The sequence below is a fragment of the Polaromonas aquatica genome (genome assembly GCF_050626995.1).
In the GTDB taxonomy this organism is placed as follows: domain Bacteria; phylum Pseudomonadota; class Gammaproteobacteria; order Burkholderiales; family Burkholderiaceae_C; genus Polaromonas; species Polaromonas aquatica_A.
In genome coordinates this window covers 2,592,682-2,619,533 of record NZ_CP192467.1, presented here as the reverse complement: position 1 = coordinate 2,619,533, position 26,852 = coordinate 2,592,682, and the positions used below count along the sequence as shown (strand labels likewise).

Below are 26,852 nucleotides of genomic sequence, written 5' to 3'. Positions count from 1 at the left end.
CTGTGCTGGGTCGGCGTGACGGTGGATGGGAAGGACTGGGGGGAAATTCAGAGCTTAAAGGTCTGGGAAGATCTGATCGCAGTCCCCTCGATAACCTTAGCTGTAACTGTTTGTACCACGGCTTGGGGGGGCAAGTCGAGGACACCTTCCACACGGTGATACTGTTTGAACTGTAAAGTTTGCGGTCCACCGGGCAAAGTCATCACCCAGGGCTTCCCGGCCTGGGTGCCATGCACCGTCAGGTCCAGTTTTCCGTTGAAATTCGGGGCGCCTTTCACGGCCTGGATGACCAATACCTGCCACTTGAGCTGGGTTTCCGATAGAACCTCGGCCTGGAGGCTGCGGATGGAGGCGACTTCGGCGCTTCCAGCCGGCAAAAGTTTCTCAAAAAAGCCCAGATCGTCGCGCAGGCTGCGGTTGTCGCTCTCCAGCTGGCGGATCTGGCTCATCATCTTTTCCCGCACGGCCTTTTCCGCGGTCAGCAGGCTCCCAGAGGTATTGGCGATGGACTGGGCCTTGTCGCGGTCCTCGCGCAGGCTGGCTATTTCCTGCCGGAGCAGGATCAACTCTTCCTTGTCGCCCGTATCCACGCCGGCGATTCCCGTCCCGAATTCAAAGGCCCACATGGCGACGGCAGCGGAAAACCCCAGCATCAGGGCGCCGGCAATCCACCGTAAAGGCCAGGGGAGTGAACTGCGAACCGACATGCGCGGGGAGCTGATCGTCAGGCGGCGGCGAAACAGGCGAAATTTCAAATCGAAGGCCCTGCAGTTTTCGGTTCAAGGAGGTGCATTGTGCACTCAGACATCTTCGATAAGAGCCAATTCAGCCGTAAAGCCGGGTAAGGCTTTGCATCAGGAAAACTAAACGCTTACAAAGCATTGACAGGGCGTTGCGGGCGTCACACAAAAGCCGCGCCCATGAAAAAAGCCGCCAGGCGAACCAGGCGGCTTTTTGGGAACAGCGAAAGCGGCTAAATGTCGACTTAGCGCTTGCTGAACTGCTTGCGACGGCGAGCTGAACGGAAACCGACTTTTTTACGTTCGACTTCACGTGCATCGCGGGTCACAAAGCCAGCCTGGCTCAGGGCCGGCTTCAGGCTTGCGTCGTAATCGATCAGCGCACGGGTGATACCGTGGCGCACTGCGCCGGCCTGGCCGGACTCGCCGCCGCCGTGGACGTTGACCATGATGTCAAACGTCTCGACGTGGTTCGTCAGAAACAGGGGCTGGCGGCAGATCATGATCGAGGTTTCACGACCGAAGAACACCTGGATGTCACGGTCATTGATCGTGATCTTGCCGGTGCCTTTTTTGATAAACACACGGGCGACGCTGGATTTGCGACGGCCGGTGCCATTGTTCCATTCACCAATCATCAATGGCTCCTTAGATGTCCAGCACTTTAGGCTGTTGGGCGGTATGCGGGTGCTCTGCACCACCGTACACCTTGAGTTTCTTGATCATGGCGTAGCCGAGCGGACCCTTGGGCAGCATGCCCTTGACGGCTTTTTCCAAAGCGCGGCCGGGGTGTTTGGCTTGCATGTCGCGGAAGCTGGTGGCAGTGATGCCGCCTGGATATCCGGAATGGCGATAGTAGATTTTGTCAGTCGACTTGGCGCCGGTGACGCGCAGCTGGGCTGCATTGATGATGACGATGAAGTCACCGGTATCGACGTGAGGCGTATAAATGGCCTTGTGTTTGCCGCGCAAACGGAGAGCAACTTCGCTGGCTACTCGTCCGAGGACCTTGTCGGTCGCGTCAATCACAAACCACTCGTGCGTCACGTCAGCGGGTTTTGCGCTGAACGTTTTCATGAGTTTTCTTTCGAAAAATGGTTTGTCGGGTTCTTTTCTGCGGTCGGTGTTCTTCTGATGAGAACCTCTTAGGCAGTATGGTTAAGCAGTGTTATTGCTCCTCTGCCGCGGAACCACTAGGCGCTGCAGAGCCCACGATTATATGAAAAATCAAGGACTTGCGTCAATATTGAGGCCCAAAAATGCCTTACTTCCCCGTCCAGAAGGTACGATAGCCCCATGTTTTCCTATCGCCACGCCTTCCACGCAGGCAACCATGCCGACGTGCTCAAGCACACAACGCTGATCGCGTTGATGAAGTATTTGACCCAGAAAGACACGGCCCTGACCGTGATCGACACCCATGCGGGTGCCGGCCTTTACCGCCTGGACGGCGACTACACCGAGACCAGCGGCGAAGCCCAGGAGGGCGTTTTCCGGCTACTTTCAGAACCAAAAGCGCCTCCAGCCCAAGCACCTCGGGCACAAGCAGCTCCTAAAACTGTAGCAAAACCTGCCGCCGCCAAACCAGCCAGTACCGCCGCAGCAGGCTGGGCGCCGGCCCTGCAGGACTACATCGGCATCCTGCGCGGGCTGAACCCCCAGTTCGCCGAAACCGGTGACGTCGCGCACCTGAAGATCTACCCGGGCTCGCCGTTCATCGAGCAGCAGTTCCTGAGCGGGCGTGACAAGCTCAAGCTGTTTGAACTGCACCCGACCGACTACAAGTCGCTTTCCGGCAACATCGAGCAACTGGGTGTGGGCCGCCAGGTGGCTGTTGCCCGTGAGGACGGCTTTGAAGCCCTGAAAACCTTCCTGCCGCCGCCGGCCCGCCGCGCCATGGTGCTGTGCGATCCGAGCTATGAAATGAAGAGCGACTACGGGCGTGTCGCGACTTGCATGGCCGACGCCGTCAAACGTTTTGCCACCGGCACCTATGTGGTCTGGTACCCCATCATTCCACGTCCTGAAGCCCATGATTTGCCGCGGAAGCTCAAAACACTGGCCGTCAAGGCCAGCCGCAGCTGGCTGAATGCCACTTTAACGGTGAAATCGAGCAAATTAACAACAGATACCAGCGGAGAGGTTATTCGCCCCGGCCTTCCCGCCAGCGGTATGTTTGTCATTAATCCCCCTCACACACTGAAAGCAGAACTGCAGGCAGCCTTGCCGCAGATGGTCGCCTTGCTGGGGCAGGACCGTAATGCGGGCTTCACGTTGGAGCACGGCGGCTAGGGCTTCAGCGGCGGCAGTGCAGCCAGCAGGAGCTCAGCCCCCAATCCTGCACGGCCCACCGGGCACGCCAGCCGTTTGTGCCCATGTTTTGCCCGTGTTGTGCGTCCATGCTTTCCTGTCTTTACCGCCGCAGCGAGTTGTGGCAAGGTTGCCCGGTCGCCTCCTGAGTTTGCGCCTTACCACTTTGCCCCTCCCCAGCCTTCCAGCTTCAACGGCGCTCCACCTCCAACCTCCACTCATGCCCGCCCAGGCTCAACCTTTACCGTTAGTCCTCCCGGACACGCCAGGCCGCGGGCCGCGCGCAGGCGCAAAGGCAGCCAGGGCCCCGCGCAAAGGCACAAACAAGAAAGAGGCAGTCAAAGGGGCGGCAACAGGAAGTATGGAGGAAGAGATCGCGCGCCAGGTGGCCCTTCGCACCCATGAACTGAGCGCGTCGCTGGCGCGTTACCAGACCATGGTCGACCTGGCGACCGAAAACATCTGCGTGGGCCAGGACGGCCTGCTCCGCTTCGCCAATCCGCCGTGCCTGGCCCTGCTGGGTACAGCGGCCGCCACCATGGCCGACCGGCCGATGATCGAATTCATCCACCCGGAAGACCGCGACTTTGTTTCCGGCAAGCACCAGCTGCGTGCAGCCGGTAAAGTCGTCCCCGCCTTTGAGGCCCGGTTCCAGCGCGACGACGGCACGATTTCCTGGGTGGAAATCAATGGCGTGCTGGTGGACTGGGAGGGCGCGCCGGCGGATCTGTTTTTTCTGAAGGACATCACCGAGCGCAAAAGGCTCGAGGCCCTGACACGCTCCGCTGCCGAGCGATACCGGGCGGTGGTGGAAAACGTCAACGATGCCATCCTCGTGGTGCAAAAAGGCATCGTGCGCTTTTCCAATACCAGCGCCCAGGCCATGTTCGGCCATACGCTCATCGGCCTGCCGTCGCTGCACCTGATCCACCCCGACGATCGCGGCACGATGCAGCGCCAGCGCGAACTCATGCAGTCAGGCACCCTGGTCAGCGCATACGAGGCACGCTTCATCTCGCCACCGCGCGAAACCATGGCGCCGGACCTTCGCACCGGCTGGGCCAGCATCTACGGCACGCGCATTGAGTGGGACGGTGAACCCGCCCTGCTGGTGCTCATGTCCGACATCAGCGAACGCCGCCGGCTGGACGAAGAACTCAAGAGCGCGCTGGTGCAGCGCGAAGCCATCCTGGAGACCACCGCCGTCGGTGTCACCTTCCTGAAGGCGCGGCGCCACCAATGGCTCAACCGCACGCTGGCCGCGATGCTGGGCTACAGCCCGGCCGAGCTGCTGGGCCAGGAAACCCGGGTGCATTACCCCGACGACGAAGAGTTCGAGCGCCTGGGCGCGCTGGCCTACGCGCAGATCATGCAAACCGGCCTGTTCTCGGCCGAAGCGCGCATGCGCCGCAAGAACGGCGAACTGATCTGGGTGCAGCTGGACGGCTCGGCGCTGGACCGTGGCCGGCCTGAAGAAGGCTCCGTGTGGACCTATGTGGACATCACGCGGCGCAAGGAGGCCGACGAGGAAACCCGTCGGGCGCTGGCGCGCGAACGCGAACTCGGCGAGCTCAAGACACGCTTTGTGTCCATGGCCTCGCATGAATTCCGCACGCCGCTTGCGACCATTCTTTCGTCAGCCGAGCTGATCGAGCATTACGGTGAAAAAATCACGCACCGCGAGCGCCAGGACATCATGGCCGACCTGGTCGTTGCGGTCAAACGCATGCAGGGGATGCTCGAGGACATGCTTACGGTCGGACAGGCCGACGCCGGCAAACTCAAGCTCAACCTGAAGCCGCTGGATATCGCGGCCCTGTGCCGCAAGCTCGTGACGGAAGTTCACACCAGCGACGCGGGCCAGCATGCGATCGAGTTTGAAGCCCCTATCGGTCACGACACCTTTTCGCAGCTGGTCATGCTCGATGAACGGCTGGTCCGGCACATCGCCAGCAACCTGCTGGCCAACGCCTGCAAGTATTCGCCGGCCGGCAGCGTGGTGGTGCTGACGCTGGACCGCCGGCAGGACGAAGCCGGGGACCACCTGATCCTGCAAGTCAGCGACGAAGGGATCGGCATCCCCTCGACAGACCTGCCGCGCCTGTTCGAAAGCTTTCACCGCGGCTCCAACGTGGGCAATCGCCAGGGCTCCGGATTGGGGCTGTCCATTGTGAAACACGCCGTCGACCTGCACCACGGCAAAATCGACGTGTCAAGCATCCCAGGGGCAGGCACCCGCTTCACGATCAGCCTGCCCATTTCCCGAGGAAACCCATGACCCAGATCCTGATCGTTGAGGACGACGACGCCATCCGCAACAACATCGTGCGGCTGCTCAAGCTTGAAGGCTTCGAAACCGTTGCGGCGGCGGACGGACGGCAGGGCCTTGAGCAGGCCCGCACCGGCCGGCCCGACCTGATCGTTTCCGACGTCGGCATGCCCGGCATGAACGGCTTTGAATTGCTGGCGGCTGTGCGCTCCGACCCGCTCCTGGTTAACACCCCATTCATGCTGCTGACTGCACTGGACGACCGCGAAAGCATGCGGCGCGGCATGACTGCCGGCGCCGATGACTATCTGTCCAAACCGTTCAGCCGCGCCGAACTGCTGGACGCTGTCAACGCCCAGCTGAAGAAAAAAGAACGCGTGCGCGAAGCCATCGACTCGGGCGTGGCCGCCGGCGAGGAGCGCCTGCGCGCGGCATTCGCCAGCCGTATCAGCGGCGGCCGCCCCGACAGCGTACCGGTCGACATTCCCGCCAGCGCGCAAACCGAGGAACTGGCCAATGCCACCGTGCTGGTGGCCAGCATCCGCAACTTCACCTCGCTGGCTGAAAAACTCAATGCCGCGGAGGTGTCGCAACTGCTCACCGAATATTTTGAGCGCATCTCCGAGCCCGTGCTGAAAAACAGCGGGCGGCACATCAAGTTCGTTGGCGACGGACTGATGGCGGTGTTTGTCGACACCCTCACCGGTTCGCCGCTGCCGGCTCCGCGCCGCGCCATTTCCGCAGCGCTCGCCATGGCACTGGCCACGCATGAGTTCCGCGACTGGCTGGAGCAGCGCTTTGGCGGCCGCGCGCTGCCGCCGTTTGCCATGGGTATCGGCATTCACGGCGGCCCCGTCACGCTGTGCCAGCTCGGCACACAGCAGACCAAGGAACTCACGCCCGTGGGCGACACCGTGACGCTGGCCTCGCGGCTGGAAGACGCCACCGAAGAAAAAGGCTGGACTGTGATGGCCAGCGAGCACACGCTGGCCGAGGCCGGTACCGGCATCCAGACCGGCATCCACACTTCGCTCACACTGCCCGGACGCAACCTCGCCATTGATGTGGCCGAGGTCACGGGCCTGGTCACCACCATGGAAGACAAGATCCACGGCATGGCCAGCCTGACCGAGCGCGCCAGCGAAATCAGCGACGCCGTGCGCGCGAACTCAGACATCACCGCACGCGCGGTCAAGGGCGCACTGGACGCCAAACTCTCAGCGCTGAAAGACCTGCGTTTTGACGCCAGCAGCGAGCCCGTCCGCCTCAAGGGCTACCGCATCACCCGCAAGATCGGCGCGGGCGGCATGACCGAGGTCTACCTGAGCGAGCGCGAATCCGACGGCCTGCCAATCGTGCTCAAGGTACTGGACTCCCGCGGCAAGGAAGCGTCGGAACACCTGGTGCGTTTCATCCAGGAGTACGCCCTGCTCTGCAAGATCGACCATCCACACGTGATCAAGATCTATGACCAGGGTTTCACGGACGAGCATGCCTACATCGCGATGGAATACTTCGAACGCGGCGACCTGCGCAGCCTGTTCGGCCCCAATCTGGCCCGGTCAGAGGCGCTGACCGTGGCGCGCGAAGTCGCCCAGGCGTTGTCGGCCATCCATGCGCACGGCATCGTCCACCGGGACATCAAGCCGGAGAACGTCATGCTGCGCGGCGATGGCAGTGTGGCGCTGGCCGATTTCGGGATCGCCAAATCGATGCTGCAGACCCCGAGCATGGGCCTGACCCAGACCCATCATGGCGACGTCGTCGGAACGCCCTATTACATGAGCCCCGAGCAAGCCACCGGCCGCAAGGTAACGGCCCAGTCAGACCTCTACAGCCTGGGCGTCATGCTGTTTGAAATGCTGGCCAACCGGCGGCCCTACATCGCCGAGTCGCTCGAGCTGCTGCTGGCCAAACACCTGAATGCCGACACCCCCGCGCTGCCCGAAGTGCACGCCGAACTGCAGGGCGTCGTCAACAAACTGATGGCCAAAAATCCCGAGCACCGCTACGAATCCGCCGAAGCCTTTTTGCTTGAACTCGAATCCATCGCACCTGCGCCTGAAATTAGTCTATAACCCCCGTCCAGGCTCACTTCGTGTAGCCCGTTCCCCCCTTTCAGGGGGCGGCGCCTGGGGCCGGCAAAGCCGGACCCTCGGCCCCCACTGGTGGAATACCCCGTTAGTTACGCCCACCGGACTCTTCAAGCCAGGGGTGCCGCGGAACCGGCTTTGCCGGGCCACAGGCACCGTCCCCTGCAAGGGGGAAAAGGGCTACACACAGTGAGCCCGATAGGGGTGTGCCAATTTTTCGGCTTTGCCGGGCCGCAGGCGCAGCGGCCCCCTCGGGGGGCAGGGAGCTACACGAAGTGAGCGACCGTGGGGGCCATATCCTGCGTGGGGGCTAATACCGCAATGCCGTGCTCTTTCCCCAGAACACGCGGTAAGCGAATACCGTGTAGCCGATGATCATCGGCAACACCACCGCGGCACCGGCCAGGATCACGCCCATGGCCTCGGGGGCGCTGGCCGATTGCCAGATCGTCAGTTTGTCGATCACCAGCCACGGGAAGAGGCTGTAGGCCAAGCCGTAAAAGGCCAGCAAGAACACGCCCACTGTCGCGCCAAAGGGCACCCAGGCGCCGTACTCATTGCTCTGCGACAGACGCACCGGCAAACGTTGCAGGCTGCGGAAGATCACGCCGAACAGTACCGCCGTGGCCGCCGGGATCGGCAACAGCAGCACGATGTTGGGAAAGGAAAACCACTTGGCAAAAATCGTCGGGCTGACGAGGGGCGTGGCGATCGAGATCGCGGCGACACCCGCCATGGTGAACCACAAGCTGCCTCGCGCCCAGCGCACCGCGCGCAGCTGCAGCTCACCTTCGGACTTGATGATGAGCCAGCCGGCGCCCAGCAGGCAGTACGCCGCCACCAGTGCTGCGCCGATGACGGCGTTGAACGCGATGGTCCACCAGGTCGTCGCAAACCCCGTGATCAGTGAACCCAGCATATAACCCTGCGACCAGCTCGCCAGCAGCGAGCCCGTATAGAACATCCGGTTCCACAACGGTTTGTGGCTGGCACGCGCCTTCACGCGGAAGTCAAACGCCACGCCGCGCAAAGTAAGGCCGATCAGCATGAAGGCCACCGGCAAATACAGCGCACCCAATATGACGCCATGCGCCAGGGGGAACACCGTGAGCAAAATACCGACACCCAATACCAGCCAGGTCTCGTTGGCGTCCCAGAAGGGCCCGATGCTGGCGATCATGGTGTCCTTGTCGTCGTCACTGGCGCGGCGCATCAGCACGCCCACACCCAGGTCGTAGCCGTCCAGAATCACATAGGCCAGCATCGCCAGGCCCATCACCACAAGGAAAACGATAGGCATCCAGCCGGCGGCTTGCGTCAGGTCAGGGGCAAGGTCAAGCATGGGGTGCTCCTTCCTTTTCGGGGTAGTTCACGACGTTGAGTTCCTTTTCAGTCTCGCCGGCGGTGTCGTCGTCTCCGAATGGCTTGTCCGCGTGCTTTCTGTGCCGCGCAAGGTAGAACACCACCGATACATAAGACACCAGCAACACCGCATACAACACAAGGTACATCGCGAGCGTGAGCGCGATGCGCGGCGCGGGCACCGTGGAGGCAGCCTCCACCGTCGTCAGTACGCCCGTCACCAGCCAGGGCTGGCGGCCAATTTCGGTCACATACCAGCCGGCGACCAGCGCGATCCAGCCGGAGAATGTCATGGCGACCAGCAGCCGCGCGTGCCACACCGTCAGTTCACGTGCAACAGGCGCCAGCGACTTGTCCGAAGCAACAGGCACGGCGCCCTCCATTTCAGCCGGGGCCTGGGGGGGCAGCGAACCACGCGAAGCGGGAAGCATGGGGGCATATTTCTTCCATGGGGCAAGCCGCAGCACACTGGCCCAACTCACGGCCAGCATCAATATGCCCACACCCACCATGATGCGGAAGGCCCAGAACACCGGCGCCACGGGGGGGTGCTTGCCCTCGAACTGGTCCAGGCCTTTGACCTCTCCATCCAGCGAATGCGTGAGATACAGCGAGGCCAGCTTGGGAACCCCGATTTCATAGCGGTTCTCTTTGGCCTTCTCGTCCGGCAAGGCAAACAGAATGGCGGGCACGCCTTTCTCCGTCTTCCAGATGCCTTCCATCGCCGCCAGCTTGGCCGGCTGGTGCTCCATCGTGTTCAGGCCATGCAAATCACCCGCGATGATCTGCAGCGGAATCAGCATGGCCGCCATATAGATGCCGGTCTTCAGGCTCGCGACGACTTCAGCGCTGCGGTCGTCGCGCAACCAGCGGTAGGCCGACACACCCGCCACCAGAAACGCCACCGTGAGACCCGAGGCCAGCAACATGTGCGTAAGGCGGTACGGAAAGGACGGGTTGAAGATCACCTGGAGCCAGCTCGTCACATGCGCCTGTCCGTTGATCATTTCAAAGCCCGCGGGCGTCTGCATCCAGGAGTTGAGCGCCAGGATCCAGAACGCCGAGAGCGTGGTGCCGCCCGCCACCAGCAGCGTGGCCACGGTGTGCATGGTTTCGCTCACACGTTCGCGCGCAAACAGCATCACGCCCAGCATGGTGGCCTCCAGGAAGAAGGCAGTGAGCACTTCATACGCCAGCAACGGCCCGGCGATGTTGCCGACCTTCTGCATGTAGCCCGGCCAGTTGGTGCCGAACTGGAAACTCATGGTGATCCCGCTGACCACGCCCAGCGCGAAGGTCAGCGCAAAAATTTTCACCCAGAACTGGTAGGCGTCCATCCAGTATTGATCCTGGCTTTTGACGAAGCGCAGCTTGAAGTACAGCAGCACCCAGCCCAGCGAGATGCTGATGGTGGGAAAGAGGATGTGGAAGGTAATGTTGGCCGCGAACTGGATGCGGGCCAGCAGGAATGCGTCTAAACCGTCCATCATCAACTCCTGTTCTCGTCGGGAAGGTTGGAAGCGGGTGCTGCGGGGGCGGGAAGCTCACCGGAAGGCCTCGCCTCCACTTTGCTGGATGCGCTGCGGCCTGTCAAACCGGCCTTCATGGTGCTGGCGACCTTGTCTTTCACCTCCAGCAGCTTCTGCACCTTGGCCCCCATTTTCATGAGACTCATCAGCGTCGCCGAATCCATCTTCTGCACGTCGGCCAGCCAGCCCGTCATCAGCTCGATCAGATCGTGCATCTGCTTCATGCGCGCCTGGGCGTGGATGTCGTCCTGGTTGGCCGGGTGTTCCATCAGCGCATCGCGCAGCATCGAAAGCGTCGGGTCAATCTCGCGTTTGCGGCGTTCTTCGGCCAGCGTGCGGAAGATCGCCCAGACGTCTTCCGGCGCACTGAAATACTCGCGACGGTCGTTCGGCAGGTGCTGCAGCCGCACCAGGTTCCACGACTGCAGTTCCTTCAGCCCCATGCTGACGTTAGACCGCGAAAACGCCAGTGCTTCGCCAATTTCATCGGCATTCAGGGCCCGCGGTGAGACGTAGAGCAAGGCATAAATCTGCCCCACAGTGCGGTTGATGCCCCAACGGCTGCCCATTTCACCGAAATGGAGAACAAAACGCTGGGTCAGAGGGGCTAGGTTCATGAGGTGAGTTTATTGAATTTTCAGGAATTACTGAAATTCTAATAAATTGAAACGATTTACGCTGGTGATCGGATTACCCCTGTGTGCAGCCGGGTGAAGCCAGATGAATCCGTCGAATGCTGACCTGACGCGGCACGGGTCTGTGTCGGCGACGCCATCGGGCCAATCGTCAGGTTGCTATCAAATTCATAGCTTCTTGTGCCCGTTTTCATTGGGGCATAAGCCAATTTCATGCATAAAAAGCCCCAACAGCGTCAAAAGCGGGTCCGGAAGCGTCACGGCGACTTGACGCTGTTTTTCGGGCAGTTTTAAGCAATTTTTATCGCGAAAACTGCCGTCAGGCCAACGGAGTTGGGCGCAATATGCTATCAAATTGATAGCAAGTACGACAGGCAACAGACAACTCATCGCTGTGGTGACAGGATTTGCGTCGAAGCGAAAAAGGCAGGTTGCCGGGTCGGGTCACCGCTATTGGCAAGCCCGTCGCAACATGCACATACTGGCCCGCCCATACACAAACCCCACAAAAGGATTCCATGCGCCATACCACCACCGTCCTCGGTTTTGCCGTCACCTTGGCCTTTGTGGCCGGGATGGCGTTGTCGCCGCTGGCCCGGCACGCCCTGCCCGATGCGCATGCGCAGGCTGTGCCCCTGGCGCCGGCAATGATTGACCTGGCGGCACTCAAGCACGTCGACATACCCGGCACACCGAATCCTGAAATGAACGCCAGGGGCCTCGTCATCACCGACAACGCCACCATCGGCATCCAGTCGGGCAACGTGGCCAAACACATTCACCCGAAAACCGACGAGATCCAGTACATCATTGAAGGCAGTGGTGCCATGTGGCTGGGTGCTGAGCGCAAGGAGTTCAAGCCGGGCACGCTGATCATCATTCCCAAAGGCACGGCGCATGGCGGCACCTTGGTGACCAGCGGGCCCGTCAAGGCGCTGGCCATCAAGATCCCGCCGCAGGCCAGGGACGATGTGACCTTCGTGAACTGAGCGACGCGCTTTTAATCAGCGAGCGGTGCGGGGCGCCGCTGGACGCCGCCGTGCCGGCTGGCGTTTGGGTGGCGGCGTCGTAGCGACTTCAGGTGTGGACTCCGGCACCAGCAACACAACTTCCTTCAGCCCCATGCCCAGCATGCCGAGCTCTTCCGCCGCGGCGCGGCTCAGGTCAATGATGCGGTTGCCGCTGTAGGGGCCGCGGTCTGTGATGCGGACATCCACGTCGCGGCCGTTGACCAGGCTGTGGACCCGCACCATGGTGCCGAAGGGCAGCGTGCGGTGCGCGGCGGTGAGGTCGTGCATGTCAAAACGCTCACCGCTGGCGGTACGCCGCCCGTTGAAGCGCGGCCCGTACCAGGAGGCCTGGCCGCGCTGGAATTCGCGGGGCACTTCGCCGGCGAGCAGCTGCGGCCGGGGCGCGGCGGCTGAAGGCGGTACCTCGTCGCTTATGCCACTGGCCGCGGGCGATGCATCGGTTGCCGGGCGTGAAGGACGCGATGCAGGTCCGGCAGCACCTGCGGACGCCGTCGCTGGCGCGGTGGATGGCCTGTTTGATGGCGCCGCAGTACATGCTGCCAGCACAGCCAGCAGCAGCGCTGCACCCAGGGTGGCGGCAGACCGGATGGCACCCTGCTGCATGGTGGCGGCCTCAGGTGCGCTGCAGCCGCCCGATGATTTCGGTCGTTGCCGCGGCCTGGTTCATCGTATAGAAATGGATGCCGGGCACGCCTGCGGCATAGAGCTGCTCGCACAGGCCGGTGATCACGTCGAGGCCGAAGCTCTTGATGGACGCTGTGTCGTCGCCAAAGCCCTGCAGGCGCAGGCGTATCCAGCGCGGAATCTCGGCGCCACAGGCATCGGAAAACCGCATGAGCTGCGTGGAACTGATGATGGGCATGATGCCGGGCACGATGGGCACATCCACACCCAGCGCCTGCACGTCATCAACAAAACGATAGTAGGCGTCAGCGTTAAAAAAATACTGTGTGATGGCCGAGTCGGCGCCGGCCTTGACCTTTTGCACAAAGGCTTTCAGGTCGGCGTCGGCCGATCTGGCCTGGGGATGGACTTCCGGATAGGCAGCTACTTCGATGCGGAAGGCATCGCCCGTTTCAGCGCGGATGAAGGCCACCAGGTCGCTCGCGTAGTGGAACTCGCCGCCCGCGCCGTAGCCACTGGGCAAGTCGCCGCGCAGGGCGACCAGGCGTTTCACGCCCATGATCTGCAAAGTGGTGAGCTGCTGGCGCACGGTGGCCTTGGTGGCTCCCACGCATGAGAAATGGCAGGCTGCGGGCACGCCTTCTGCCAGGATTTCGCCCACCGTGCCGAAGGTGCCGTCTTGCGTAGAGCCGCCTGCGCCAAAAGTGACAGAGCAGAACTCGGGCTTGTGCGCATACAGAGCCTGACGCGCCATGCGCAGCTTCTCTGCGCCTTCAGGTGTCTTGGGCGGGAAGAATTCAAAGCTGAGGGGAAGGTTCATCACAGATCTCACTCGTCGTTATCGTCGTTATCGTCGTTATCGTCGTTATTCGGCGCTGAATCGCCGGAACTGGTTTTCTTGTCGCGCCGCTTTCCACGCGCAGGACCAGGCTGGCCGGCATGCGCGAGTTCGGAATCTTCGTGCGGCGCGCGGGAGGCTCGCAGCTCGCTGCGCGAAACACGTTTGGCAATCTTGCGCTGCGGCGCAGCGGGTAGCGGCTGGTCTTCGCCCGCCACGTCCTGGCCTTTCACGGCCTGGATAAAAAATTCGCGATTCCCGTCGCCGCCTTCAATCGGTGACTCCAGCCAGGCTTTCACTTCCAGCCCCAAGGCCGCGCAGGCGTCGCGCAAGCGCTTTTCCACAAATTCAAAATGCGCTGCATCACGCACAATGCCGCCCTTGCCGATCTGGCCGGGCTGCAATTCGAATTGCGGTTTGACCAGCATGAGCAGATCACCGCCTGGCTTGAGCAGGCGAACCACCGCAGGCAAGACCAGCGTCAGCGAGATAAATGACAGGTCGCCGGTCAGGAAGTCGAAGTTGGCTTCTGTTGCCGGGCTCGTCTCACCAAGGTCAGCGTCATCCTCATCGCCGTCGAAGTTCTCCGAAAAATCCATGTCGCTGCTGTCGCCCGCATGGCCGGCCATCAGGTCGGCCGCCGTCATGGACCGGGCGTTCACACCTTCAATGCAAACCACGCGCGGGTCTTCACGCAGGCTGGCGTGCAGCTGGCCATGACCCACATCGACGCCCACCACCTGCGCTGCGCCGTGCTGCAGCAAGCAGTCGGTAAAACCGCCGGTGGACTGGCCGATATCGAGGCAGCGCATGCCGGCCACATTCAGCCCGGTGGCCTTGAGGGCGCCTTCGAGCTTGAGCCCGCCGCGCGAGATGTATTTCGCTTCGGTGGTGTCCAGCAACTGCAGCTCGGCGCCTGGGGGAATCTCGTCGCCGTTCTTGGCGACCTTCTTCCAGGCAGCGTCGGGCTCAGGACGCCACTGCACACCTGAAGCAATCAGGCGCTGGGCCTGCGAGCGGGTGGCGGCATGGCCGTGTTCGACGAGGAAAAGGTCAGCGCGCATGTAGTGTGTCCGGTATCCCAACAACAGCCTCAAAGGCGTAGCGAGCGGCCCGAGAGCAAGGCGCGGGCGTCAGGCAACCGGAATGCACTTGAGGTGCATGAGGATTGCCTGATCGGGACCCGCAACACCGCTATCGGGTCGCGCAGTAGCCAGGAAGCTTAATAGCGGTAGGTGTTGGCTTTGTACGGGCCAGCCTTGCTGACACCGATGTACGCAGCCTGCTCGTCGCTCAGCTCGGTCAGCACAGCGCCGACCTTCTTCAGGTGCAAGCGTGCCACCTTCTCATCCAGGTGCTTGGGCAGCACATAGACCTTGCCCACTTCGTAAGCGTCTTTCTTGGTGAACAGTTCGATCTGCGCAATCGTCTGGTTGGCAAAGCTCGACGACATCACGAAGCTGGGGTGGCCGGTGCCGCAACCCAGGTTCACGAGGCGGCCCTTTGCCAGCAGGATGATGCGCTTGCCGTCCGGGAAGATCACGTGGTCGACTTGCGGCTTGATCTCTTCCCATTTGCATTTTTCGAGCGCAGCAACGTCGATTTCGTTGTCGAAATGGCCGATGTTGCAGACGATGGCCTGGTCTTTCATCGCAGCCATGTGCTCATACGTGATCACGTTCTTGTTGCCGGTGGCGGACACAAAAATGTCGGCCTTGTCGGCAGCGTATTCCATGGTCACGACCTTGTAGCCTTCCATCGCGGCCTGCAGGGCATTGATCGGGTCGATCTCGGTCACCCAGACTTGTGCGCTCAGTGCGCGCAGGGCCTGGGCAGAACCCTTGCCCACGTCGCCGTAACCGGCCACGAGTGCGACCTTGCCGGCGACCATCACGTCGGTGGCGCGTTTGATGGCGTCGACCAGGGATTCGCGGCAGCCGTACAGGTTGTCGAACTTGCTCTTGGTGACGGAATCGTTCACGTTGATGGCGCGCAGGGCCAGCGTGCCCTTGGCCGACATTTCATTGAGGCGCAGCACGCCGGTGGTGGTTTCTTCGGTCACGCCGATGATGTTCTTCAGGCGGCGGCTGTACCAGGTCGGGTCTTGCGCCAGCTTGGCCTTGATCGAGTTGAACAGGCAGATTTCTTCTTCGCTGCCGGGCTTGGAAATGAGGCTCGCGTCTTTTTCGGCCTTGGTGCCCAGGTGCATCAGCAGCGTTGCGTCGCCGCCGTCGTCCAGGATCATGTTGGGGCCTTCTTCAGGCGTGCCCTTGGCGCCGTTGAATTCAAAAATCTTGTGGGTGTAGTCCCAGTAGTCGGCCAGGGTTTCGCCCTTGATGGCGAATACCGGCGTGCCGGCGGCGGCAATTGCGGCAGCGGCGTGGTCTTGCGTCGAGAAGATGTTGCAGGAAGCCCAACGCACTTCAGCGCCCAGGGCCTGCAGCGTTTCGATCAGCACGCCGGTCTGGATCGTCATGTGCAGCGAGCCGGTGATGCGCGCGCCCTTCAGCGGCTGCGCCTTCGCGAATTCTTCGCGGATGGCCATCAGGCCTGGCATTTCGGTCTGCGCGATGTTCAATTCCTTGCGGCCCCAGGCGGCAAGCGAAATATCGGCAATGGTGTAGTCGGTGGAAGGTTTCAGGACAGCGCTCATACGGTTCTCCAAATATCAAACGTCAGCTGGGCAAAATCGCCACGGGCATGGTTTTCAAGAAAGGGAGAATTCAGTCATTCACCCGGCTTGAAAGCGCATGCGGGTGAGCGTGGTTGCAATGAAGTCCTGAGCCTGGTCCACGTGATGTGGCTTGCAACGCTCCTCAGGAAGCCACGATTATACCCCCCCCGTTCAGGCTCACTTCGTGTAGCCTGTTCCCCCCTCTAGGGGGCGGCGCCTGGGGCCGGCGAAGCCGGACCCGCGGCCCCCGCTGGTGAAATACCCCATCACAGGCCGTACCAAAGAATTCTTCAAGCCAGCATGAGCCCCGGAACCGGCTTTGCCGGGCCGGAGGGCGGGCGGCCCCCTCGGGGGGCAGGGCGCTACACGCAGTGAGCAACCGTGGGGGCCACATTCAGTGCGAAAATTTCACCATGCAAGAACTCAAGCAATGGCCGGTTACAGAACGTCACCGCATCACAGGCGTCTTTACCGACATCGACGACACGCTGACCACCGAAGGGGCGATTACCAGCGACGCGCTGGAGGCTCTGGGTGCGTTAAAAGGTGCCGGGTTCAAAGTCGTGGCCATCACCGGGCGGCCTGTGGGCTGGAGTGAGCCCTTCGCGGCGAGCTGGCCGGTTGATGTGATCGTGGCGGAAAACGGGGCTGTCGCCCTGCTTTCTGAGCATGAAAAAGGCCTGCAGCCCTTGCAGAACGGGCACAAACCGCTATCAAAACTATATCAACAAGATGCCGCCACGCGCACCGCCAACTTCGCGCGCATGCAGGCCGTTCTGGCGCGCATCGAGCGCGAGCTGCCTGGCATTACCCGTGCCACCGACTCGCCGGGCCGGGAAACCGACATTGCGATTGACCACAGTGAATTTGTACAGCTGAGCGACGCGCAAATCGCCGCCGTCGTGGCGTTGATGAAAAGCGAAGGCATGCACGCCACCGTGAGCAGCATCCACATCAACGGCTGGTACGGCAGCCACAACAAACTTGAGGGCGCGCGCTGGATAGTCCACCAGCTCTGGCAGCGCGACCTGGACGCCGAGATGGACCGCTGGGTGTATGTGGGCGACTCGACCAACGACCAACTGATGTTCAAGGCTTTTGCAAATAGCGTGGGCGTAGCCAACGTCGCGCGTTTTGTGCCGCAGCTGGCGCACCTGCCGCGCTATGTAACGCGTGGTGAGCGCGGCGCGGGGTTTGCCGAAGTGGCCAATATGTTGCTCACCCCTGCTGACGTTCACCCCGTGTAGCGTCCCGCCTGCGGGCTTCGTCGCGCAGCGGGGCCAGCGCAGCCAGCGAACACCAGCCCGGCATGGGCCGAACTTTAGTTGGGCTTGGCCAGCCCGAGCTTGTCGATGAGAATCTTCTCGCGTCCCACTGTCTCCTGCGCAAACTTCGTGTAGTCGGCTGAACTCAGGTAGTTGGGCAGCATGTCGTAGCGCGCCAACGCGGCCACGTAGCTGGGCTCTTCCATTGCCTTCTTGAAGGCATCGTGCAGGCGTTTCACCACCTCAGGCGGCGTGCCCTTGGGCGCGCCTATGCCGAAGGGCGAGTTCTGCACGACGTCGTAGCCCAGCTCTTTCAGCGTGGGCGCATTCGGGAATTTGTCGAGCCGCTTTTCGCCCCAGGTGTTGAGCACGCGCAGCTTGCCGGCTTCGACCTGGGGCGCAAAGCCGGTGCTGTCGGCGCCTGCCATCAGCTGGCCGCTGACCAGCGCGAGCATCAGGTCGGCGCTGCCTTTGTAAGGCACATGCTGCAATTCGATGCCGGCCTTTTGTGCGATGAGTTCGGTCGTCAGGTGCGGGCTGGTCAACGTGCCGGTGGAGCCGTAGGTCAGCTTTCCGGGATTGGCCTTGGCATAGGCCACAAAGTCGGCCCAGGTCTTGAGCGGGCTGTCGGCCGGCACCACGATGCCGAAGGCGTAGCCGGTCACATTGATGACGTAGCTGATGTCCTTGACCGGGTCCCAGTTGATCTTGGTCGTGTAGCCCAGGCGGAACACACCCAGCGGAATTTGCGCCAGCGTGTAGCCGTCGGCGGGCACGCCCTGCAGCTGCTGCGCCGGCAGGGTGCCGCCCGCGCCGGGTTTGTTTTCCACAATGACCGTCTGGCCGAGGATTTTGGAGGCGTTGTCGGCCAGTGACCGCATCGTGATGTCGGTCGGCCCGCCCGCCGGGAAGGCGATGACCAGCTTGATGGGTTTGGCCGGGAAAGTTTGCGCCTGGGCCGGCATGGCCGCGGCGGCGATCAGGGCCAAGACGGCGGCGATGTGCAGAAAAGGGCGGCGTTGCATGAACATTTCTCCTGGTCGTGTGGCAGATACAGCCCCCATCATGCGTTCCGCAAGCCACCGGCACATCAGGGCAACACCTGAAGGGCTGTCACACCGGCGTCAGGCTGCCCGGGGATTTTTTAAGCGATTTAGGGCTCTAGCCCAGGTAATATCCGGACCATTAGCTATCAATTCAATAGCAAACGGATTCAGGTCAGCAGGGACCGCGGAACTGGCTTCGCCAGCCAGCAGGCGCCGCCCTCCTCCACAAATGGGAACAGCCTACACGCAGTAAGCCGGGAGTGTTCAACTTCTTTCCAAAACACCTTGCAACGCTTTCCCTGTGTGCGTACCGAGCTTGACCACAGCCTCAGGTGGCGCGGATGCCACCACCCGCCCACCCGCATTGCCGCCGTCCGGCCCCAGGTCAATCACCCAGTCCGCTTCGGCAATCACGTCCAGGTCGTGCTCGATCACCACCACGCTGTGCCCACCGTTGACGAGGCGGTGCAGCACGTGGATCAGCTTTTCGACGTCGGCCATGTGCAGGCCCACCGTGGGCTCGTCCAGCACGTACAACGTATGCGGCGCTTTCTGTCCGCGGCGGGTGATGTCGTCGCGCACTTTGCTGAGTTCGGTTACCAGCTTGATGCGCTGCGCCTCGCCGCCTGACAGCGTCGGTGAAGGCTGGCCCAGCGTGAGGTAGCCCAGGCCCACGTCCTTGAGCAACTGCAGCGGGTGGCTGATGTTGGGCATGGAGGCGAAGAAGTCCACCGCCTCGTCCACTTCCATCTTGAGCACATCGCCGATGTTTTTGCCGCGCCAGGTCACGGTCTGGGTTTCTGGGTTGAAGCGCGCGCCGTGGCAGGTTTCGCACAGCACCTTCACATCGGGCAAAAAGCTCATGCCGATGGTGCGCACGCCCGCGCCTTCGCAGGTCGGGCAGCGGCCTTCGCCGGTATTGAACGAAAAGCGCCCGGCGCTGTACCCGCGCGCGCGGGCTTCCAGCGTATCGGCAAAGAGCTTGCGTATGGTGTCCCAGAAGCCGATGTAGGTCGCAGGGCAGGAGCGCGGCGTTTTACCGATGGGCGTTTGGTCCACTTCAAGCACGCGGTCTACCGCCGCATAGCCTTCGATGCGTTCGCAGCCGGTCCAGTCGGGCGTGTTGCCTTTGTTGTCGGCATCGCGGCCCGACTTGGTGGAGCGCTGCATGACGCCGGCATGCACGTTGGTCAGCAACACATCGCGCGCGAGCGTCGATTTGCCCGAGCCCGACACACCCGTCACCGCCACCAGGCGGTACAACGGCACGGTGACCGACACATCCTTGAGGTTGTGGAGATCGGCATTGACCACGGTAAGCCAGGAGGTGAAAGGCCCGGCGGCGGCGGGCGCCGCGTTGTGCAGCGCACTGGCACTGGCTGCGGCGGCCTTGAGTGCCGCGGCTTTCAGTGTGGCCGCCTTTTGCTTGCTCACGGGTTTGGCATTGACATCGACAGGCGCATCGTTCACCGCAACCACCGGCGCTGCACCCTTGCGGGTTTCACGCCGGACCTGCAGCGGATGAATCAAGGGGTTCGCGAGGTAACGGCCCGTCAGTGACTCGGGTACGGCCGACAGCTGCGCCGCCGTCCCCTGCGCCACCAGCGTGCCGCCGCGCTTGCCTGCGCCGGGTCCGATGTCGATGATGTTGTCGGCGCGGCGGATCGTGTCTTCGTCATGCTCAACCACCACCAGCGTGTTGCCGCGGTCGCTGAGCTTGCCCAGCGCGCTCAGCAAGATCTGGTTGTCGCGCGGGTGCAGGCCAATCGTCGGCTCGTCCAGCACGTAGCAGACGCCTTGCAGGTTGGAGCCCAGCTGCGCCGCCAGGCGTATGCGCTGCGCCTCGCCGCCCGAGAGCGTGGGCGCGCCGCGGTCCAGCGTGAGATAGCCCAGGCCCACGTCTTCGAGGAACTCAAGCCGGCTCTTGATTTCGGGAATCAAATCGCGCGCAATGCCGGCCTCGCGGCCCAGCAGTGCGAGTGTTTCGACCCAGCGCCGCACGTCCGTGACCGACAGCGCCGCGATGTCGGCAATGCCGACGCCCGCAAATTTCACAGCGCGGGCCTTGGCGTTCAGACGCGTGCCCTCGCAGGTCGGGCAGGCGGTGCCGGCGACGTCTTCCATTTCAGGCTCGGCAAAGCTCTGCTCGCGACCCTTGTTGTCATCGTCCATCACCGAGTCGTCAAACACTTTGCGCTGCTCTTTGGTGAGCTTGACGCCCGTGCCCACGCAGTCGGGGCACCAGCCGTGCTTGCTGTTGTAGCTGAAGAGGCGCGGGTCCAGCTCGGCATACGAGGTGGCGCAGATCGGGCAAGCGCGCTTGGTCGAAAACGCAATCAGCTTGCCGATATTTTTGGCGCTACTCCCAGCCATCATCGCGCCGCGCAGGCCGTCAAGCGGCGCCAGCACGTGGACCACGCCCTTGCCGTGTTCCAGCGCCGTCGCCAACGCAGCGCGCAGTGCGCCTTCGTTGTCGGGCGATACATGGATATCGGCAATCGGCAGCTCAACCGTGTGCTCCTTGAAGCGGTCAATACGCGGAAAGCCGGTGGTCGGCAGAAATTCGCCGTCGATGCGCAAATGCGTGTAACCGCGCGGGCGTGCCCAGTCGGCCAGCTCGGTGTAGACGCCTTTGCGTGCGATCACCAGCGGCGCCAAGAGACCGATGTGCTGGCCGCGGTAGGTTTTGATGAGCTGCGCGGCAATACTCTCGGGGCTTTGCGGCATCACGGCCGCGCCGTCTTTGGTGCAATGCTGGATGCCCAGCTTCACATACAAGAGGCGCAGAAAATGCCAGACCTCGGTGGTGGTGCCCACAGTGGACTTGCGCCCGCCGCGCGACAGGCGCTGTTCGATCGCCACAGTGGGCGGGATGCCATAGACCGCATCGACCTCAGGCCGGCCCGCCGGCTGCACGATGCTGCGCGCGTATGCGTTGAGCGATTCCAGGTAGCGCCGCTGGCCTTCGTTGAAGAGGATGTCAAAGGCCAGCGTGGATTTGCCCGAGCCCGACACGCCGGTCACCACATTGAACTTGCCGCGCGGAATGTCGACCGACAGGCTCTTGAGGTTGTTCTCTTTGGCGTTGACGATCTGGATCAGGTTGGAGAAAGCCGGCCGCGTGGCCCAGACCTTGGGCCGCGACTCTTCGACGCCGTGCACCTTGCCCATGGCCTGCTCGTATTCGCGCAGCGCCAATGCGGTGTGCGAAGTCGGATGCTGGCGCACTTCTTCAGGTGTACCCTGGGCCACCAGCAGGCCGCCGGCTTCACCACCTTCCGGGCCAAGGTCGATCAGCCAGTCGGCAGAGCGGATCACGTCGAGGTTGTGCTCAATCACGATGAGCGAATGGCCGGCCTCGAGCAGTTTGCGAAGCGCGCGCATCAGCTTGGCGATGTCGTCAAAATGCAGGCCGGTGGTCGGTTCGTCAAACAAGAACAGCGTGCCGCGGCCCGGCTGCCGAAGCGCCAACGCCTGCTTGCTGGCGCTCGTAGTCTTGCTGGCATTGGCCAGAAAACCCGCGAGCTTCAGGCGCTGCGCCTCGCCGCCCGAGAGCGTGGGCACGGGCTGGCCCAGCTTCACATATTCAAGGCCCACGTCCACGATGGGCTGCAGCGCGCGCACCACTTCACGGTCTTGCGCAAAGAGTGCCACCGCCTCGCTCACCGTCAGATCCAGCACGTCGGACACATTCAGCAGGCGCGGCTTGATATCACCAATCGCTTTGCGCTCAATCGTCACTTCAAGGATCTCGGCGCGGTAGCGCTTGCCGTCGCAGTCGGGGCAGCGCAGGTAAACGTCGCTCAGAAACTGCATCTCGACATGCTCAAAGCCCGAACCGCCGCAGGTTGGGCAGCGGCCGTCGCCGTTGTTGAAGCTGAATTTGGTCGAGGTGTAGCTTCGCTGTTTCGCCATGGGCGCCAGGGCGAACAGGTCGCGCACCGCATCCCACGCACCCACATAGCTGGCGGGGTTGGAGCGCGCTGTCTTGCCGATGGGCGACTGGTCGACAAACACCACGTCAGTCAGGTGGTCGGCGCCCATGAGGCGGTCGTGCAGACCCGGCGTTTCAGTCGCCTTGCCGAACTGGCGCAGCAGTGCCGGCGCCAGGATGTCCTGCATCAACGTGGACTTGCCCGAGCCGCTGACGCCCGTCACGCAGACCAGGCGCTGCAGCGGGAAATCAACCGTCAGGTTTTTCAGGTTGTGGTCGCGCGCGCCTTCGAGGATGAGGCGCGGCGTGTTGTCGGTCACCGCGCGCTTGAAGCCCATGCCCACCTGTTTGCGGGATCCGAGGTAGGCGCCCGTCAGCGTATCGGCATGTTTGATGTCGTCAGGCGTACCGTCAAACACGATCTGGCCGCCCTTCTCGCCCGGACCTGGGCCCATGTCGATCAGCCGGTCGGCCGCCAGCATGACGGCCGGGTCATGCTCAACCACCACCAGCGTGTTGCCGGCGTCGCGCAGGCGGTGCATGGCCTGGGTGATGCGGTTCATGTCGCGCGGATGCAGGCCGATGGAAGGTTCGTCCAGCACAAACAGCGTGTTGACCAGCGAGGTGCCCAGCGCGGTGGTGAGGTTTATACGCTGCACTTCGCCGCCCGAAAGCGTGCGGCTTTGTCTGTCGAGCGTGAGGTAGCCGATGCCGACGTCGCACAGGTATTTCACACGGGTCTGGATTTCTTCAAACAGGGATTTGAGCGCCTGCAGCTCGGCATCGTCGCCCATCACGTCGAGCGATAGGCCGCTGAAGAACTGCCGAAGCCTGTCGATGGGCAGGCGCATCAGGTCATGCAGCGCCAGGCCCGGCAAGGCTTCGAGCTGCTCGCGGCTCCAATGCACGCCGACCGGCATGAAACGCTGGCTGGGTGGCAGCACCGCGTCGGCGGCTTCCTTGGAACCAAGGCGCCAGAGCAGCGACTCGAGCTTCAGGCGCGCGCCTCCGCAGGTCTCGCACTGCGTGTAGCTGCGGTACTTGGACAGCAGCACACGGATGTGCATCTTGTAAGCCTTGCTTTCAAGGTATTCAAAAAAGCGCTTGATGCCGTACCACTGCTTGTTCCAGTTGCCGTCCTTGTAGCCCGGCATGCCGTTGATCACCCAGCCCTGTTGCGCCGGCGTGAGCTTGTACCAGGGCGTGTCACGCGGAATGCCCGCCGCCTCGGCGTGGCGCATCAAATCGTCCTGGGCCTCTTTCCAGGCCGGGGTCTGTATGGTCTTGATGGCACCGGCGCGCAGGGTGAGCTTGTCATTGGGAATGACCAGGCCGTAGTCAACACCGATCACGCGGCCGAAGCCGCGGCAGGTTTCGCAGGCACCCATGGCCGAGTTGAAGGAAAACAGCGAGGGTGTGGGGTTGGTATAGCGCAGGTCGCTGTCGGGGCAATGCAGGCCTGTCGAAAAGCGCCACATCTGATCAGGCTGACCATCCTCAGCGTGTTGCACATAGATGTTGAGCCGCCCGCCGCGTTTGAGGGCGGTTTCGATGGCGTCCATTACACGGGACTTTTCCACCGCATGCGTGCGAAAACGATCTGCCACAACATCGAGCAGCTTGTGCGGGCCGGCGGGCGTGGCGACGTCGCGCTGGGCATGCACGCGCGTGAAGCCGCTGACCGACAGCCACTGCTCCACCTGCTCGGCGCTGGTGTTGCCAGGCAGCTCGACCGGGAAGGTCAACACGACGCGCGGATCGCCATCCTTTGTACGCGCCATCAGCTCGGCGTAAATTGATTCGGGCGTATCGTGGCGCACATTCTGTGCGGTCTGCTTGTCAAAGAGCTGCGCGGCGCGGGCGTAGAGCAGCTTGAGGTGGTCGTTCAGCTCCGTCATGGTGCCTACGGTGGAGCGCGAGCTGCGCACCGGGTTGGTCTGGTCGATGGCAATCGCGGGCGGCACGCCCTCCACCTTGTCGACAGCCGGCTTGTCCATGCGATCCAGGAACTGACGCGCATAGGCCGAGAAGGTTTCCACGTAGCGGCGCTGGCCTTCGGCGAACAGCGTGTCGAACACCAGGGAAGATTTTCCCGAGCCGCTGGGCCCTGTGACGACCGTCATTTCACCGGTGCGAATATCCAGATCGAGGTTTTTGAGATTGTGCTGGCGCGCTCCGCGGATGCGGATGGTTCCCTGGGACATGAGTGCGGTCTTTCCTGAAGAGGTCAAACATTCTAGACAGGGCAACCGGCTGTGCGGGGTGTAGGGATTAATGTCCTTTTTGCACACTTTTCACTACGCCAATTAGGGCGACTTCTGGTTTTCCTGATCGCAATTTCGGCGGTTTCATGGTCCACTTGAAGGCACATCCCTCTTCACTTACGGAGTCACCCAAATGAACAAACTCAGCCGATGGTGTGCCACCATCGCGATGATCGTCGTCACCCACGCAAGCCACGCACAAATCCTCGTCGGGCAAACCGCCGGCTTCAGCGGCCCGGTGGGCGCGGGCGTCAAGGAAACCACCGAGGGAGCCAAGCTCTACATCGATGCCGTCAACGCCAAGGGCGGCGTGAACGGGCAAAAAATAGAACTCATCTCGCTCGACGACAAGTTCGAACCCAAGCTCACGGCGGAGAACGCCCGCAAGCTGGTTGAAGAGCAGAACGTATTGGCGCTGTTCCTCACACGCGGCACACCGCATACCGAAGGCATCATTCCTCTGCTCGAAAAATACGGCGTGCCGCTGATAGGCCCGTCGACCGGTGCCATGGTGTTGCACCAGCCCGTCAGGAAACATGTGTTCAATGTGCGGGCCACCTACCAGCGCGAAGCTGAGAAGGCCATCACGCACCTTCATTCCATGGGCATCACGCGGATCGGCATTGTGCATGCCGATGACAGCTTTGGCGCCGACGGTGTGGCGGGCGCACAGAAGGGGCTGACCACGGCAAAACTGCAACCCGCTGTGCTGGAAAAATTCGACCGTTCCAAACCCGACTTCGGCCCGATCGCGCCCAAGGTCTACCAGTCCAACGCGCAAGCCGTCATCATGGTGGCGTCAGGCCAGGCGGTGGTCGATGGCGTCAAGGCATTCCGGGCAGCCGGCTCCACGGCGCAGATCGTGACGCTGTCCAACAACGCCTCGGGCGGTTTTGTGAAAAGCCTGGGCGACAACGCCCGCGGCGTGATCGTCACCCAGGTGTTTCCTTATGAGCGCTCCATCGCCTATCCCATGGTGAAAGAAGCGCAGGAACTTGCCAAAGCCAAAGGCCTGAGCGAGGTCAGCCCCGCCATGCTGGAAGGCTTTGCCGCCGCCAAAGTGCTGGTGGAGGGCTTGCGCCGCGCCGGCTCAAAACCCACCCGCGAGAAAATCCAGACGGCGCTGGAAGGCATCCGCAAGCTGGACATCGGCGGGCTTGAAGTGAGCTTCAGCCCCGAGGATCACACCGGGCTGGACTTTGCCGACCTGTCCATCATCGGCACTGACGGAAAATTCAAGCGCTAGGCGCAGCCGAATCAAGCGATCAAACCATCCGTAAAAACGCCCGGCTGTGCCGGGCGTTTTGCTTGGAGCCCCGATGCCCGGCTCCGCGTCAGGTCAGCCGTACAAGGCCTGTTCAAGTTCCCTGAATTTTTCAGGGCCTACGGCTTCCTTGATCTTGGGCGCCAGCTCCTTGAGCTTGTCGATGTCGCCCGCGGCTTCCACCGCGAGGTTGAGCCGGAAGCCCCTGAGGCCCAAGCTGGCCGTGAGGCGGGTCGCGATGGGATAGGCCTTTGAATAATGTTCCTGAGCACTTAACGTCGGCGAGCCGTCGGCGTTTTGCGTCGCCACCTCCGGGGGAGGTGCGGCGGGCGGCTGCACAGCCGCCGGCGCCAGCAGACCCAGCGAAATCAGGTGGCTGATATCTTCTGCGGTGACGCCAAAACCCGAAGTGGCCTTGACGACATCCTCCATGGTGCGTTTGCCGTCAAACATGATGAAGGCAGAACGCTGCCGGGGAGTCAATGCGACGGTTCGGTTCTGTACGGCTGCTTGGCCTGATTCCGTCTTGGTGTAAATCATCAGCTGGTCTCCAGTAAATGCGCTAGGGCGCCACCATACGGTGCTTGATATTCAGAGACGATGTAATGATTAATTTTAGTCCCTGCTAATTCAATTTACCTCATTTTTATCTGAGGCGCACCTTTTTTGGGCATTGTCGCGGCCATGTCCTGCACGCGAAGCGCCACGCTACCAGCCTGACCCCTCACTCAACCATGCGCGTCCAACGCCAAAACGGTGGCAACAACGGGAGCGGGCAGCGGTGAAGCACCGTGCTTTTCGCCCCCCATATCAATATCACCACCCTTATTTAATAGAAATATTGCCAGTCCGGCAATGACGAGAAACCCGAGCACAATTTTCCACATTTTTCTTTTCTCCAAAAAACAGGCCCCCGGCAATGAATGACGAGGGCCTGCGGTTTCACAAGGCCTTGCAGGCATGCGCTAGCCAAG

20 protein-coding genes and 1 riboswitch are annotated in these 26,852 nt (G+C 62.1%); of the genes, 6 read left to right on the top strand and 14 right to left on the bottom strand.

Going from position 1 to position 26,852, the window contains the following annotated elements; all coding sequences use genetic code 11:
- Window positions 1-47 precede the first annotated feature (47 nt).
- From ACQ4MS_RS12470 to rplM, 3 genes are all read right to left on the bottom strand, one after another.
- Window positions 48-755: a DUF6776 family protein gene (locus ACQ4MS_RS12470; RefSeq protein WP_431094911.1), complete on the bottom strand. Its 708-nt coding sequence runs from the start codon at window positions 753-755 to the stop codon at window positions 48-50.
- Window positions 756-985: 230 nt separating this feature from the next.
- Window positions 986-1,378, bottom strand: coding sequence for a 30S ribosomal protein S9 (gene rpsI / locus ACQ4MS_RS12465; protein ID WP_341908585.1), 393 nt, complete (start codon window positions 1,376-1,378; stop codon window positions 986-988).
- 10 nt (window positions 1,379-1,388) lie between these two features.
- Window positions 1,389-1,817 (bottom strand): 50S ribosomal protein L13, encoded by a 429-nt coding sequence (gene rplM, locus ACQ4MS_RS12460; RefSeq protein WP_431094908.1) that lies wholly within the window; start codon window positions 1,815-1,817, stop codon window positions 1,389-1,391.
- Between the two features lie 219 nt (window positions 1,818-2,036).
- Here rplM and ACQ4MS_RS12455 point away from each other — a divergent pair, with 219 nt between their 5' ends.
- The 3 genes from ACQ4MS_RS12455 (at window position 2,037) to ACQ4MS_RS12445 (ending at window position 7,397) form a co-directional block, all read left to right on the top strand.
- Complete coding sequence (locus ACQ4MS_RS12455; RefSeq protein ID WP_431094906.1) at window positions 2,037-3,032, top strand: 23S rRNA (adenine(2030)-N(6))-methyltransferase RlmJ; 996 nt, start codon at window positions 2,037-2,039, stop codon at window positions 3,030-3,032.
- Between the two features lie 379 nt (window positions 3,033-3,411).
- Window positions 3,412-5,328, top strand: coding sequence for a PAS domain-containing sensor histidine kinase (locus ACQ4MS_RS12450; protein ID WP_431094904.1), 1,917 nt, complete (start codon window positions 3,412-3,414; stop codon window positions 5,326-5,328).
- Window positions 5,325-7,397, top strand: a complete 2,073-nt coding sequence (locus ACQ4MS_RS12445; protein WP_431094902.1) for a protein kinase domain-containing protein — start codon at window positions 5,325-5,327, stop codon at window positions 7,395-7,397. The genes ACQ4MS_RS12450 and ACQ4MS_RS12445 overlap by 4 nt, the downstream gene beginning before the upstream one ends.
- Window positions 7,398-7,722: 325 nt before the next feature.
- Here ACQ4MS_RS12445 and ACQ4MS_RS12440 read toward each other — a convergent pair whose 3' ends face one another.
- From ACQ4MS_RS12440 to ACQ4MS_RS12430, 3 genes are read right to left on the bottom strand one after another with little or no spacing between them, the layout of a single operon-like run.
- On the bottom strand, window positions 7,723-8,754 hold the full coding sequence (locus ACQ4MS_RS12440; RefSeq protein ID WP_431094900.1) for a cytochrome d ubiquinol oxidase subunit II: 1,032 nt from the start codon (window positions 8,752-8,754) through the stop codon (window positions 7,723-7,725).
- Complete coding sequence (locus tag ACQ4MS_RS12435; RefSeq protein ID WP_431094898.1) at window positions 8,747-10,261, bottom strand: cytochrome ubiquinol oxidase subunit I; 1,515 nt, start codon at window positions 10,259-10,261, stop codon at window positions 8,747-8,749. Before ACQ4MS_RS12435 ends, ACQ4MS_RS12440 begins: the two co-directional genes overlap by 8 nt.
- 2 nt (window positions 10,262-10,263) lie before the next feature.
- Window positions 10,264-10,920 (bottom strand): GbsR/MarR family transcriptional regulator, encoded by a 657-nt coding sequence (locus tag ACQ4MS_RS12430; RefSeq protein ID WP_431094896.1) that lies wholly within the window; start codon window positions 10,918-10,920, stop codon window positions 10,264-10,266.
- 536 nt (window positions 10,921-11,456) lie between these two features.
- Here ACQ4MS_RS12430 and ACQ4MS_RS12425 point away from each other — a divergent pair.
- Window positions 11,457-11,927 (top strand): cupin domain-containing protein, encoded by a 471-nt coding sequence (locus tag ACQ4MS_RS12425; RefSeq protein ID WP_431094894.1) that lies wholly within the window; start codon window positions 11,457-11,459, stop codon window positions 11,925-11,927.
- Window positions 11,928-11,942: 15 nt separating this feature from the next.
- Here the strand turns inward: ACQ4MS_RS12425 and ACQ4MS_RS12420 are convergent, their stop codons facing one another.
- From ACQ4MS_RS12420 to ahcY, 4 genes are all read right to left on the bottom strand, one after another.
- On the bottom strand, window positions 11,943-12,572 hold the full coding sequence (locus ACQ4MS_RS12420) for a septal ring lytic transglycosylase RlpA family protein (RefSeq protein WP_431094892.1): 630 nt from the start codon (window positions 12,570-12,572) through the stop codon (window positions 11,943-11,945).
- A 10-nt stretch (window positions 12,573-12,582) separates the two neighbouring features.
- Window positions 12,583-13,413 (bottom strand): methylenetetrahydrofolate reductase [NAD(P)H], encoded by an 831-nt coding sequence (gene metF, locus ACQ4MS_RS12415; protein WP_431094890.1) that lies wholly within the window; start codon window positions 13,411-13,413, stop codon window positions 12,583-12,585.
- 8 nt (window positions 13,414-13,421) lie between these two features.
- Window positions 13,422-14,495, bottom strand: a complete 1,074-nt coding sequence (locus ACQ4MS_RS12410) for a TlyA family RNA methyltransferase (RefSeq protein WP_431094888.1) — start codon at window positions 14,493-14,495, stop codon at window positions 13,422-13,424.
- Window positions 14,496-14,653: 158 nt separating this feature from the next.
- Window positions 14,654-16,084: an adenosylhomocysteinase gene (gene ahcY / locus ACQ4MS_RS12405; RefSeq protein ID WP_431094886.1), complete on the bottom strand. Its 1,431-nt coding sequence runs from the start codon at window positions 16,082-16,084 to the stop codon at window positions 14,654-14,656.
- Between the two features lie 98 nt (window positions 16,085-16,182).
- Window positions 16,183-16,255: riboswitch (S-adenosyl-L-homocysteine riboswitch) on the bottom strand.
- Between the two features lie 263 nt (window positions 16,256-16,518).
- On the opposite strand from ahcY, the gene ACQ4MS_RS12400 reads away from it, so the two are divergent.
- Window positions 16,519-17,352 carry an HAD-IIB family hydrolase gene (locus ACQ4MS_RS12400; protein ID WP_431094884.1) on the top strand — a complete coding sequence of 278 codons (834 nt, stop codon included), beginning with the start codon at window positions 16,519-16,521 and terminating at the stop codon, window positions 17,350-17,352.
- A 74-nt stretch (window positions 17,353-17,426) separates the two neighbouring features.
- Here the strand turns inward: ACQ4MS_RS12400 and ACQ4MS_RS12395 are convergent, their stop codons facing one another.
- Together ACQ4MS_RS12395 and uvrA are read right to left on the bottom strand one after the other, a co-directional pair.
- Window positions 17,427-18,395 (bottom strand): tripartite tricarboxylate transporter substrate binding protein, encoded by a 969-nt coding sequence (locus ACQ4MS_RS12395; RefSeq protein ID WP_431094882.1) that lies wholly within the window; start codon window positions 18,393-18,395, stop codon window positions 17,427-17,429.
- Between the two features lie 285 nt (window positions 18,396-18,680).
- A complete protein-coding gene (gene uvrA, locus ACQ4MS_RS12390; RefSeq protein ID WP_431094880.1) occupies window positions 18,681-24,554 on the bottom strand; it encodes an excinuclease ABC subunit UvrA in 5,874 nt (1,957 codons plus the stop codon).
- A gap of 193 nt (window positions 24,555-24,747) precedes the next feature.
- Between uvrA and ACQ4MS_RS12385 the strand changes: the two genes are divergently transcribed.
- Window positions 24,748-25,860, top strand: coding sequence for an ABC transporter substrate-binding protein (locus ACQ4MS_RS12385; protein WP_431094878.1), 1,113 nt, complete (start codon window positions 24,748-24,750; stop codon window positions 25,858-25,860).
- Between the two features lie 93 nt (window positions 25,861-25,953).
- On the opposite strand, the gene ACQ4MS_RS12380 is transcribed toward ACQ4MS_RS12385, so the two are convergent.
- Both ACQ4MS_RS12380 and ACQ4MS_RS12375 read right to left on the bottom strand, forming a co-directional pair.
- A complete protein-coding gene (locus tag ACQ4MS_RS12380; protein ID WP_431094876.1) occupies window positions 25,954-26,418 on the bottom strand; it encodes a hypothetical protein in 465 nt (154 codons plus the stop codon).
- 188 nt (window positions 26,419-26,606) lie between these two features.
- Window positions 26,607-26,765, bottom strand: coding sequence for a hypothetical protein (locus tag ACQ4MS_RS12375; protein WP_431094874.1), 159 nt, complete (start codon window positions 26,763-26,765; stop codon window positions 26,607-26,609).
- Between the last annotated feature and the right edge of the window lie 87 nt (window positions 26,766-26,852).